This is a genomic window from Stenotrophomonas sp. CASM106, assembly GCF_049384825.1.
In the GTDB taxonomy this organism is placed as follows: Bacteria; Pseudomonadota; Gammaproteobacteria; order Xanthomonadales; family Xanthomonadaceae; genus Stenotrophomonas; species Stenotrophomonas muris.
Genome location: NZ_JBMRFS010000013.1, coordinates 79,378 through 90,311 on the forward strand (window position 1 = coordinate 79,378; position 10,934 = coordinate 90,311).

A 10,934-nucleotide genomic window follows, 5' to 3' on the forward strand; every position below is an offset into this window, starting at 1 on the left:
GCTCACGCGTTGTCGATGGTGACCCCGAGCGAGGAACCGTACCCTGTGCTGGTGAGCAGCCCCGCCCCCCCGAGCGCCGAGACCGATGCCCTGCCGGCATCGCTGGAGGCATTCCTGGCCAGCGTCGGCCCGCGTGCGTTCCGCTTCGCCGAGGCCGGCCTGCGCCAGCGCGAAGACGCCATGGATGCGGTGCAGGACGCGCTGCTGCGCATGCTGGATTACACCGACAAGCCGGCCGCCGAATGGGCGCCGCTGTTCTGGAGCATCCTGCGCCGCCGGGTGATCGACCTGCAGCGCCGGCGCCGCTTCCGCCTGCCGTTCTGGCGCGACAACCAGGACGCGGAAGGCGGCGAGATCGACTGGGCCGATCCCGGCCCGGACCCGGCAAAGGCACATGAGCAGCGCCAGCAGTACCAGCAGCTGGTGGACGCGTTGCGCACCCTGCCCGCCCGCCAGCGCGAGGCCTTCACCCTGCGCGTGCTGCAGGACCTGGACGGGGCCACCACCGCCCGCGCCATGGGCTGCAGCGAAGGCGCGGTAAAAACCCATCTGGCACGCGCCCGGCAGGCGCTGCAGGACTACCTGGAGACCCACCCGTGAACCGCTCCCTGCCTTCCGATGACACCCTGCGCCGCCTGCACGCGCAGTCGCTGCAGGCGCTGTCGCCGGCAACGCTGGCCCGGCTGCGCCAAGCTCGCCACGGCGCCACGGCCACCCCCCATCGTGGGCGCTGGCGCTGGTGGCTGGCCAGCGCCTGCTCACTGGTGGTTGCACTGGGCATCGGCCTGCAGTTCACCGGCCATGGCACGCTTGCGGGTCCGCCGCCGGACCCCGTGCTTGCTTCAGTGGAAGACAACGGCGCGCTCTACGACGAGAATCCCGATCTGTACCTGTGGCTGGGCGATACCGACCTGGCGATGGAGTAAATCATGTCCCGACTGCTTGACCTGCCACTGCTGTTGACCCTGGCGCTGCTGCCGGCCGTTCCGGCGCTGGCGCAGAACGCCACGCCCGCCCCTGCCGCACCGGTCGCGCCATTGCCTGCGTGGGAGCAATTGAGCGAATCCCAGCGAGAGTCCCTTCTGGCGCCGCTGCGCGACCGTTGGAACAGCGCTGATGCCGGCCAGCGCCAGCGCATGCTCTCGCACGGCCAGCGCTGGCAATCGATGAGCCCGGAGGAGCGCGACAAGGCCCGCCGCGGCCTGCGCCGCTTCGAGCACATGAGCCCGGAACAGCGCGAGCAGGCGCGCGCCCTGTTCGGGCAGATGCGCAACATGCCGCCGGCACAGCGCGACGCGCTGCGCGAGCGCTGGTCGCAGATGACGCCGGAGCAGCGCCGGGACTGGGTGCGCGACAACCCGCCGCCGGCGAAGCCGCGGTAAGGCCCCGGGGAACGGGGTCAGAGCCCTTTGCTGACGCAAAGGGATCCGACCCCTGGCAGATTGCGGGAGATCGGGGTCAGATCCCTTTGCCAGAGGCAAAGGGATCTGACCCCGCGTCATTCATGCCTGCCAGCGCGTCTTTGCCAGCAGCTCGTCGTCCCAGTCGAAACCGAGCCGCCCCTCGCGCACGAACAGCGCAACGAAGTTGAGCAGGTTGCGCGCATACATCTCACTGGCCTGGGTCGCGCCGCGACTGGCCAGGCCCAGCGGACCATCGATGGTCACGCCCTGGTGTTCGATGCAGTGCCCCGGCTGGGTCAGTGCACAGTTGCCGCCGCTCTCGGCCGCCAGATCGACAATGACGCTGCCGGTGGCCATGCCCTCCACCATCGCGGCGGTCACGATGGTCGGCGCCGGCCGACCGGGTACGGCAGCCGTGCAGATCACCACGTCCACGCTGCGCAGGTGGTCGGCCAGCCGACGCTGCTGCTCGGCGCGCTCCTCGTCGGTCAACGCACGCGCGTAGCCGCCTTCACCGGTCGCGCTCACGCCAAGATCGAGGAAGCGCGCACCCAGTGACTGGATCTGCTCGCGGGTTTCCGGGCGCACATCGAAACCTTCCACCTGTGCACCGAGGCGCCGCGCGGTGGCGATGGCCTGCAGGCCCGCCACGCCGGCACCGATCACCAGCACCTTGGCCGGCCGCACGGTGCCAGCGGCGGTGGTCAGCATCGGGAAGAAGCGCGGCGCGCGTTCGGCGGCAATCAGCGCTGCCTTGTAGCCGGCCATGCCGGCCTGCGAACTGAGTACATCCATCGCCTGCGCGCGGGTGGTGCGCGGCAGCTGCTGCAGCGGGAACAGCTGCAGGCGATCATCGGCCGCCAGCGCGGCCAGCGCCGGATCGTTGGCCGGTGCCAGCAGGCCAACCACGCTGGCACCGGGCCTGAGCTGCTCCAGCACCGTCGCAGGAGGTGCCTGCACGCACAGCAGGATATCGATCTCGGCCCAGCGGCCCGCGTCGAAGACACGTGCGCCGGCGTCGTCATAGGCGGCATCGGTGAAGCCGGCGGCCAGCCCGGCGCCGGCCTCGTACCAGACCGTAATGCCGAGGGCACCGAGCTTGCGCGCGGTTTCCGGTGTCAACGCCACGCGCCGTTCACCCGGCGCGGTCTCCTTGATCCCCAGCAACGCCACGGCCATGCAGGTCCCCGCTGATCGGTGAGTTTTCCCGATCCTAGCAGGCAGCCAGCACTCAGTGCAGGGTGGTGCTGCCCGGGTCGAGGCGGTCGATCACGCCCTGCATGGCGCTGTCGAAGGCGCCATCGTCAACGTGGGCACGCAGGCGGCCGAGCCGCACCATCACCGCCAGCTCTTCTGGCGAGGCCACGCAGAAGCGCACGCCGCGACGGTTGACGAACAGCAGGCGCGAGGAAATCGGGCTGACCCAGGACAGCTTGCCCGCCTGGACCTTGCCGTCCTTGTCGACGAAGTCCAACCAGTTGCCGATTTCCATGCGTCGGAAGCGGTCGGCATCGGCGTTGTCGAAATCGTCGGCATCGATCTGCCCGCTGAGTTCCACCGCTGGCGATTCGGCCACCGGCGGTGCCGGCAGCGCGACCTGCGGCAGCTCGGGCAGCGCGCGCTGCAGTTCCGGCCGCGACTCGGCGATGCCCTGCAACGTGTCGTGCAGGGCGTCGATCGCGCCGGTAGCCGCATCGCCGTGCACACCGACGCTGGCAAACACCTTGGCCAGCACCGGCTGCCAGGCCTGCAGCCATGGCTTGCCGACAATCTGCCGGCGTGCCTCGGCCACTTCCTCCAGCAGGCCGTCGCCGAGGCTCAGTGCCTCGGCCACCGACGCGCCTTCTTCGCCCTCGCGCAGCAGCGCCAGGGTCAGGTGGTGCTGCCAGGGCTGGCGCAGGAACTCGGCAATGGCCGGCGGAAGGGTGGCATCACCGATGCGACGATCCAGTTCCGCACTGGCGCGGCTGCGGGCCATCTCCAGCTTTTCCTGCCCACGCTGCGTCTCTGCGGCACGGCGCTCGGCGATTTCCACGCGGCGGCGATGCTGCACCAGGAACTCGCGGAATTCTTCTTCCAGGGTCAGGAAGATCGCCAGGTTCTCGTTGAACTCGGCCACCAGGCGCTCGATGATCTCCTCGACCTTGGCCATCAGCATGCGCTCGGCCTGGCTCTCGCCGGTGTTGCCCTCGCAGGCCTCGGCCAGCGAATTGAGCAGCTTGCGCGCCGGATGGGTCTTCTGCACGAACATGCGGCGGTCGAGCATGGCGACCTTGACGAAAGGCACGACCAGGCGGCCGATCAGTTCGCGCGAGCGGCCTTCCAGTTCACGTTCGTCCAGCATCACGTCGAACAGCATGCCGACCAGGTCGATGGCATCCTCATCCTGCGGGTCCAGCCGGGTCTGGCCCGGATCGACGCCGAGCTGGGTGGCGCTGGACAGCACTTCGCTCTTCAGCCGCTGCGCCAGCGATTCGCCGTCCTCGCCGATGGCTGCACGCAGCGTCGCGCTCGGCGTGGCCTGCAGCAGCGACAGCACCGACATCATTTCGCGCTGGCTGAGCGGGCGCTGCTGGCCGACCGCCACCTGTGCCGCAGACGTGGCGTCCTCACGCACATGGCGGGTCTGCTGCAGCAGTTCGTGCAACGCTTCCAGCAGCATGCCTTGCTGGCCGGCGTAGGCCTCGCCGGCGGCGCCATCATCGCCGCCCAGGTGCTGCTGCATATGCCCGCGGCGCTCGGACCAGCGGGCGGCAAAGCGCTGCGCCCAGGCCGGTGCGGCCTGCTCGTCATCGCTGAACCCCGGATCGACGCCCGCGCCGTGGCGATGCTCGACCAGGTCATCCAGCATCCCGGTCATGCGCGGATCCGGTGCCGGCGGTTGTGGGCGCTGCGGAGCCCCCATCTGCGACATCACGCCGGCTGCGGCCAGCTGCTCGTCCAGCTTCTCGTAGATGCGGCCGACCGGTGCACGCAGGTCGCGCTCGCACAGCTTGATCAGCACCAGATGCACTTCCGGGGCCAGTTCGCAGCCGGCAAAGGCCTCGTGGATGGCCACGCCCAGATGTTCGGGGCTGATGGGATTGTGGTCGGCGTCCAGTTCCACGCCGCCGATCAACCGGCCCAGGCGGCGGTCCAGCCGCGCCAGCACCGGCTTGAAGTCACGCAGCAATACAGTGGCGAAATTGCGCACCGCCAACCGCGATTCCAGTACGTGTTCGGCCAGCAGGCTCAGGCCATCCTCGGCCGGCCCCGACAGGGTCGCCTCGGCCGACAGCGGCTCACCGGCCGCCAATGCGGCCCACGCCTGCTGCAGGTGGCCGGCGAAGGCGGCAGCGATCTCCTCACGGCGGCGGCGCAGTTCGCGCATCGCGTCCAGGAACAGCAACTGCGACGAGCCGGCATTGCCGGCGCGGTCGAACAGGGCATCGTCGAAACGCGCCAGTGCGGCCCCGAAGGCCTGGCACAGCGCGGGCAGGACCATGTCCCGGGCAAGCTGGAGCTGGGCCGGGTCACGGCCCGGCGATCCCATCGGTGTGGGCACGCTCATCATTCGGGAAGGCTCCCCACCTTCTCTGGTACGACAGACAGCATGGACATCGCGACGACCGGCACACCCCATGTACCGGAACGTCGATGGTAGGCCGGCCAGCCCGTCACGGACAGTGAAACAGTCCTCACTTCAAACCTCATGACCGGCGGCCCGGCAAGAGGGGTATCGTAAGCCGTGCAAGGCCCACGAGGCGAGGGGAAGCGGCTGTCCGTTTCCCGCCAGTGGCATGATGTTCATCACAGTTTGGTATTCAGGGGCCGGACGCGACACAGACGGCGTCATTGACCACCCCGACTATAATCAAACACCCGTGATGACCGGTTCAGACTCCATGCCCGACCCCGCTGCCCTGCTCGCCCTGGATGCCCGCCGCTCAGTGCCTTCGCGGCAACTGGGCGAGCCCGGCCCGGACCCGGCCACCCTGCAGCGGATGCTGGCCTCGGCCGTGCGCGTGCCCGACCACGGCAAGCGCGTGCCGTTCCGCTTCCTGAAGATCGCCGGCGATGCACGTCACACTCTGGGCGACTTCCTGGCCAAGCGCAGCCGCCAGCGCGACCCGCATGCCGGCGAGGCCGTGTTCGAGAAGGACCGCCAGCGTTTCAGCCACGCCCCGCTGGTGATCGTGGTGGTCGCCAGCCCGCGCCCGGACCCGAAGGTGCCGGAACAGGAACAGCTGATGACCGCCGGCTGCGTCTGCTTCGCCCTGCTGCAGGCCGCGCAGGCGCTTGGCTTCGGCGCACAGTGGCTGACGGCCTGGATGGCCTTCGATCCGGTCGTGCAGGCCCACCTGGGCCTGGTCGAGGGTGAACGCATCGCCGGCTTCATCCACATCGGCACCGCCAAGGCCGACGTGCCCGAGCGCGAGCGCCCCGACCCAGCGACCCTGCTGCAGGACTGGACGCCGCCGGCATGACCCTGCCGGCACCGCCGCCGTCGCTGTACCTGGTCGATGCCAGCATCTACGTGTTCCGCGCCTGGCACTCGCTGCCGGACCAGTTCCAGGACGCGCAGGGCTGGCCGACCAATGCTGTGCACGGCTTCGCCCGCTTCCTGCTGGACCTGCTGGAGCGCGAGCGCCCGCGGCACATCGCCATTGCCTTCGACGAAGCGCTCGACAGCGGCTTCCGCCACCGCCTGTATCCGGCCTACAAGGCCAACCGTGATCCGGCACCGGAAGCGCTCAAGCGCCAGTTCGTGCACTGCAAGGCGCTGTGCGCGGCGTTGGGCCTTGCCGTCCTCGCCCACCACGACTACGAAGCCGACGACCTGATCGGCAGCGCACTGCACGTGCACCGCGGCAGCCATCGCGGGGTGATCATCTCCGCCGACAAGGACCTGTCGCAGCTGCTGCTCGACCACGACGAACAGTGGGACTACGCCCGCAACCAGCGCTGGGACGTGGCCGGCGTGAAGGCACGGCACGGCGTGCACGCGCACCAGATTGCCGATTACCTGGCGCTGTGCGGCGATGCGGTGGACAACATTCCCGGTGTCAGTGGGGTCGGCAGCAAGTCCGCCGCCGTGCTGCTGGCCCATTTCGGCAGCTTGGATGCGCTGTACGAACGCCTGGACGAAGTGCCGTTCCTGCGCCTGCGCGGTGCCGCCCAGATGGCGGTGCGCCTGCGCGAGCAGCGCGAGCACGCCCTGCTCTGGCGCCAGCTGACCACCATCGCGCTGGACGCGCCGCTGGAAGGCAGCCAACCCGGCCTGCTGCGCCAGACCGCCGACCCCGAGCTGCTCGGCGGCCTGTGCCAGACCCTGCGCTTCGGCCCGATGACCCGCCGCCGGCTGTTCGATGCCGCCGGCGTGCCCGATATTCTTCCCACCCACAGCGAGCCCGCATGAGCCAGCGCAACACCGAAGCCCCGCGTGTCGTCTATGAAGGCAAGTACCAGCGCATGCTGGTGCGCGGCACCTGGGAATACAGCGAACGTACCCATGCCGGTGGCCTGGCCGCGATCATCATCGCGGTGACCCCGGAGGACAAGGTGCTGTTCGTCGAACAGTTCCGCGTGCCGCTGCAGGCCCCCACCATCGAGATGCCGGCCGGCCTGGTCGGCGACATCCACGCCGGCGAATCGATCGAAGTCTCGGCCGTGCGCGAGCTGGAAGAAGAAACCGGCTGGACCGCCGATCACGCCGAAGTGCTGATGATCGGCCCGACGTCCTCCGGCGCCAGCAGCGAGAAGATCGCCTTCGTACGCGCCACCGGCCTGCGCCGGATCGGCGAAGGTGGCGGCGATGACAGCGAAGACATCACCGTGCACGAGATTCCGCGCGCGCAGGCGGCGGCCTGGCTGGTGCAGAAGATGGGCGAAGGCTATGAGCTGGATGCCAAGCTGTGGGCGGGCCTGTGGATGATCGAGCACCACCTGGACGGGCGCCCGCGTGGCTGACGCCGATCTGCACGTACTGCCGGCGCTGCTGGGCGCCGACGACCCGGCGATCTATACCCTCCACCGGCCGCAGGGCGCCTCGCCGTACCTGCTGCTGGCCGATCACGCCGGCCAGCAGGTGCCACGCGCGCTGACCGGGCTCGGCCTGGCCCAGGCCGAGCTGGACCGCCATATCGGCTGGGACATCGGCATCGCCGGCACCACCCGCGCACTGGCCGAACGGCTGGATGCATGGGCGATCGAACAGACCTATTCGCGGCTGCTGATCGACTGCAACCGCCCACTGGCCTCGCCGACGCTGATTCCGCAAGTGAGCGACCACACCGTGGTCCCGGGCAATGCCGGGCTGTCAGCGGCACAGCGGCAGCAACGCATCGATGCGATCCACGCGCCCTACCATGCGCGCATCGACGCGGAACTGGATGCACGCCGCGATGCCGGCCGCCCCACCCTGCTGGTGATGATGCACAGCTTCACGCCAGTGATGAACGGCACGCAGCGGCCGTGGCACGCCGGCGTGCTGTACCACCAGGACACGCGCTTTGCGCATGCACTGCTGCAGGCACTGCGCGATGAAGGCGACCTGGTGGTGGGTGACAACGAACCGTATTCGGTCAGCAGCACCAGCGACTACGCGGTACCGGTGCACGGCGAAGGGCGCGGCCTGGTGCACGTGGAACTGGAGATCCGCCAGGACCTGATCGCCGATGCCGCCGGGCAGCAGGCGTGGGCGGAGCGGCTGGCGCGGATCTTCAGCGCGCTGCAACCGGAGCTGCTGGCGCTGGGTTGAACGCGCGTGGTTCCATCCCGTATCGGTAGTGCCGGCCGCTGGCCGGCACCACCGCAGGCGTGGCACATCCACCTACGGCAGCGCCTTCAATCATGCCTCGTTGACCGGGCAGACGGCAGCAGCCGATTCGACCGGCGCCGGGCGCAGGCCCAGCGCGATGGCCACGCCGAGCGCGGCGAACAGCGCGGCGCCGTACTGCGCATTGACCATGCCCTGCAGCGCATCAGGACTGGTTGCCTCCTGCGTGCCACGCGCGGCGTTGGCCACCATCACCAGTACCGCCAGTCCCAACGCGCCGCCGATCTGCTGTGCGGTGGCGGCCATGCCGGACGCCACACCCTGCTGCGGCCCCGGCACGCCCTGCCCGGCCACGATCCACATCGCCGTCCAGCTCATGCCCTGGCCCACGCTGAGCACCACGATGCCCGGCAGCAGCGGCCAGTAGCTGGCGCCATGCGGCATCGCCAGCGCCACCGCGGTGATGCCGATGGCACCGGCCGCGAAGCCCCAGGCCAGCACCTGCCGTGGCGAACGGCGCCGCAGCATGCGTTCGGCAATGCGGATGCCGAAGGTGCACACCACGGTCGGCAGCAGGAAGGCCATGCCGGCCTGCAGCGGGCTCCAGCCGTAACCATCCTGGAAGTAGAGCGCCAGGAAGTAGTACTGCACGCCATAGCTGCTCATGAAGGCGAAGGTCAGGCCGAGTGCCGCGCGCAGGCCGGGCAGGCGCAGCAGCGCAAACTGCATCAGCGGGTCACGGCTGCGCTTTTCGATCTGTACGAACACCGTCAACAGTACGGCTGAAAGCAGCAGGCAGATGAGCGTGGCCCGGGCCGTCCAGCCCCACTCCGGCCCTTGCACCAGGGTGGTGACCAGCAGGCTGCCGCCGGCGGTGACGGTGAGGCAACCGGCCAGATCGAAGGAACGGCCCTGCAGACGCGGGCCATCGACCGGCAACCACGCGCCGGCCGCGACTGCACAGGCGGTGGCCAGCGGAACGATCACCGCCAGCACCGCCGGCCAGCCGAACGCCTGGGTCAGCACGCCACCGAGCAGCGTGCCCAGCGCCAGGCCGACCGCACTGGCCATGCTCCAGATCGCCAGTGCGCGGTTGCGCACCGGGCCTTCCGCATACAACGTGTTGATCAGCGCCAGCGTGGCCGGGAACAGCAACGCGGCACCGATGCCCTGCGCCGCGCGCGCGATGATCAACAGGGTGGCATTCGGCGCCAGCGCGCCGAACAGCGACGCCAGCGCGAACAGCAGCATGCCCAGCCGGTAGAAGCGGCGGCGGCCGATCAGGTCGGCGGCGCGCCCGCCCAGCAGCAGGCTGCCGCCGAACGCCACGGTATAGGCACTGACTACCCATTGCAGCTGCTGCGCGTTGATCTGCAGCGCGCGGCCCATGTCGTGCAGGGCGACGAAGATGATGGTGGCATCCAGGGCGATGATCAGCTGGGCAGTGGCCAGCAGGGTCAGCGCCCAGCGCGGGTACTTGAGGGGAGGCATCGGCGGTCTGGTGCGGTGGGGGAGCGCAGTCTCATTGATGCGACCGAATCAATAAACCCCCTGCCAGCCATATCTGTCATGATTTTCATCATGAATGGAACCTCGATGGACCTCAATGCAGTGCGCATGCTGGTGCAGGTAGCCGAAGCCCGCAGTTTCACCGTCGCCGCCAGGCAGCTGGGCCTGAGCCAGTCCGGCCTGTCGCGCGCGATCGGCCGGCTGGAGGCCACGCTGGGGGTGAAGCTGCTGCAGCGGAACACCCGCAACGTGGCGCTGACCCCGGATGGCCGCCAGTTCGTCGATCAGGTGGCACCGCTGCTGTGTGGCCTGGAGGATGCCGAACGCCAGTTGGCCGACCGTCCCTGCACGCCCGCGGGCACCCTGAAGATCAGCGCGCCCTCGATGTTCGGGCGCAAGGTGCTGGTACCGCTGCTGGCGCCGTTGCTGCAACAGCACCCGCAACTGCAGGTGGAGGCCGTGCTCAGTGACCGTCTGGTCGATCTGGTCGAGGAAGGTTTCGATGCCGCCCTGCGCACCGGCGTCATCGCCGACCAGCGCATCGTCGCGCGCCCGCTGCGTCCGCTGCGCTGGGTGACGGTGGCCAGCCCCGCGTATCTGGCCCGCTGTGGCGCACCGGACGATGTGGCCGCGCTGCGGGACCACGCGTGCCTGGCGGTGCGCAACCTGCGCAGTGGCCGGCTGGTGGACTGGCAGTTCCTGCAGGAGGGCCACCTGCGCGACTTCACCCCACCGACGCGGATGGTGTTCGACAGCGGCGATCCGCTGGTGGAAGCGGCCATCGCCGGCATCGGCATCGTGCAGGTGATGGATTTCGCGGTGGCCGACGCGCTGGCTGACGGCCGCCTGCAACGCGTGCTGCAGCCGTTCGAGGGCCGCAGCCGCGCGCTGTCGCTGATCTACCCACCGTCGCGCCAGCACTCGCCGAAGCTGCAGGTGCTGGCCGACGCGTTGCTGGCCGGGGATTGGTAAATCCACGCCATGCGTGGATGAAGGTTTCGGCGGGGTCAGAACCCTTGGGTATCCGGTAGCGCCGGCCGCTGGCCGGCGAGCCACATCGGCCGGCGGCGAAACGGACCGGCAAGGCATTGCCGGCCAGCGGCCGGCACTACCGATCAGGCGAAGCCATCGGTGGCGCGCACCAGCGCGTCCACGTTCTCGGCTTCGAACGCCGAATGGCCCGAGGCCTTGGGTATCCGGTAGTGCCGGCCGCTGGCCGGCGAGCCACATCGGCCGGCGGCGAAACGGACCGGTGAGGCATTGCC

General features: G+C 69.5%; 11 protein-coding genes. 8 read left to right on the plus strand and 3 right to left on the minus strand.

The window, feature by feature from the left end; translation table 11 throughout:
• Nucleotides 1–15: 15 nt before the first annotated feature.
• Genes VG556_RS20775 through VG556_RS20785 form a run of 3 tightly spaced genes read left to right on the plus strand, consistent with a single transcriptional unit; the run spans nt 16 to nt 1,382 of the window.
• Nucleotides 16–600 carry an RNA polymerase sigma factor gene (locus VG556_RS20775; RefSeq protein ID WP_080354563.1) on the plus strand — a complete coding sequence of 195 codons (585 nt, stop codon included), beginning with the start codon at nt 16–18 and terminating at the stop codon, nt 598–600.
• Nucleotides 597–926, plus strand: a complete 330-nt coding sequence (locus VG556_RS20780) for a membrane protein (RefSeq protein ID WP_049408479.1) — start codon at nt 597–599, stop codon at nt 924–926. The genes VG556_RS20775 and VG556_RS20780 overlap by 4 nt, the downstream gene beginning before the upstream one ends.
• A gap of 3 nt (nt 927–929) precedes the next feature.
• Nucleotides 930–1,382, plus strand: coding sequence for a DUF3106 domain-containing protein (locus tag VG556_RS20785; RefSeq protein WP_049408481.1), 453 nt, complete (start codon nt 930–932; stop codon nt 1,380–1,382).
• A 120-nt stretch (nt 1,383–1,502) separates the two neighbouring features.
• Here VG556_RS20785 and VG556_RS20790 read toward each other — a convergent pair whose 3' ends face one another.
• Nucleotides 1,503–2,582: an NAD(P) transhydrogenase subunit alpha gene (locus VG556_RS20790; RefSeq protein WP_069118521.1), complete on the minus strand. Its 1,080-nt coding sequence runs from the start codon at nt 2,580–2,582 to the stop codon at nt 1,503–1,505.
• Between the two features lie 52 nt (nt 2,583–2,634).
• Nucleotides 2,635–4,956, minus strand: coding sequence for a DUF1631 domain-containing protein (locus VG556_RS20795; protein WP_032956973.1), 2,322 nt, complete (start codon nt 4,954–4,956; stop codon nt 2,635–2,637).
• A 331-nt stretch (nt 4,957–5,287) separates the two neighbouring features.
• On the opposite strand from VG556_RS20795, the gene VG556_RS20800 reads away from it, so the two are divergent.
• From VG556_RS20800 to VG556_RS20815, 4 genes are read left to right on the plus strand one after another with little or no spacing between them, the layout of a single operon-like run.
• Nucleotides 5,288–5,869: a nitroreductase family protein gene (locus VG556_RS20800; RefSeq protein ID WP_014646012.1), complete on the plus strand. Its 582-nt coding sequence runs from the start codon at nt 5,288–5,290 to the stop codon at nt 5,867–5,869.
• Nucleotides 5,866–6,801 carry a 5'-3' exonuclease gene (locus tag VG556_RS20805; protein WP_014646011.1) on the plus strand — a complete coding sequence of 312 codons (936 nt, stop codon included), beginning with the start codon at nt 5,866–5,868 and terminating at the stop codon, nt 6,799–6,801. The genes VG556_RS20800 and VG556_RS20805 overlap by 4 nt, the downstream gene beginning before the upstream one ends.
• Nucleotides 6,798–7,352 carry an NUDIX hydrolase gene (locus VG556_RS20810; RefSeq protein ID WP_024957736.1) on the plus strand — a complete coding sequence of 185 codons (555 nt, stop codon included), beginning with the start codon at nt 6,798–6,800 and terminating at the stop codon, nt 7,350–7,352. Before VG556_RS20805 ends, VG556_RS20810 begins: the two co-directional genes overlap by 4 nt.
• Complete coding sequence (locus VG556_RS20815; RefSeq protein WP_100449365.1) at nt 7,345–8,142, plus strand: N-formylglutamate amidohydrolase; 798 nt, start codon at nt 7,345–7,347, stop codon at nt 8,140–8,142. The genes VG556_RS20810 and VG556_RS20815 overlap by 8 nt, the downstream gene beginning before the upstream one ends.
• A 90-nt stretch (nt 8,143–8,232) precedes the next feature.
• Here the strand turns inward: VG556_RS20815 and VG556_RS20820 are convergent, their stop codons facing one another.
• A complete protein-coding gene (locus VG556_RS20820; protein WP_100449364.1) occupies nt 8,233–9,651 on the minus strand; it encodes an MFS transporter in 1,419 nt (472 codons plus the stop codon).
• 105 nt (nt 9,652–9,756) lie between these two features.
• Here VG556_RS20820 and VG556_RS20825 point away from each other — a divergent pair, with 105 nt between their 5' ends.
• Nucleotides 9,757–10,641: a LysR family transcriptional regulator gene (locus VG556_RS20825; protein WP_111144312.1), complete on the plus strand. Its 885-nt coding sequence runs from the start codon at nt 9,757–9,759 to the stop codon at nt 10,639–10,641.
• The last annotated feature ends 293 nt before the right edge of the window (nt 10,642–10,934 follow it).

Bases quoted from the DNA above. Each gene is read 5' to 3' on its own strand.
- VG556_RS20790 (WP_069118521.1), bottom strand. From the start codon at position 2,582: ATGGCCGTGGCGTTGCTGGGGATCAAGGAGACCGCGCCGGGTGAACGG.
- VG556_RS20775 (WP_080354563.1), top strand. From the start codon at position 16: ATGGTGACCCCGAGCGAGGAACCGTACCCTGTGCTGGTGAGCAGCCCC.
- VG556_RS20820 (WP_100449364.1), bottom strand. From the start codon at position 9,651: ATGCCTCCCCTCAAGTACCCGCGCTGGGCGCTGACCCTGCTGGCCACT.
- VG556_RS20785 (WP_049408481.1), top strand. From the start codon at position 930: ATGTCCCGACTGCTTGACCTGCCACTGCTGTTGACCCTGGCGCTGCTG.
- VG556_RS20825 (WP_111144312.1), top strand. From the start codon at position 9,757: ATGGACCTCAATGCAGTGCGCATGCTGGTGCAGGTAGCCGAAGCCCGC.
- VG556_RS20805 (WP_014646011.1), top strand. From the start codon at position 5,866: ATGACCCTGCCGGCACCGCCGCCGTCGCTGTACCTGGTCGATGCCAGC.
- VG556_RS20810 (WP_024957736.1), top strand. From the start codon at position 6,798: ATGAGCCAGCGCAACACCGAAGCCCCGCGTGTCGTCTATGAAGGCAAG.
- VG556_RS20795 (WP_032956973.1), bottom strand. From the start codon at position 4,956: ATGATGAGCGTGCCCACACCGATGGGATCGCCGGGCCGTGACCCGGCC.
- VG556_RS20800 (WP_014646012.1), top strand. From the start codon at position 5,288: ATGCCCGACCCCGCTGCCCTGCTCGCCCTGGATGCCCGCCGCTCAGTG.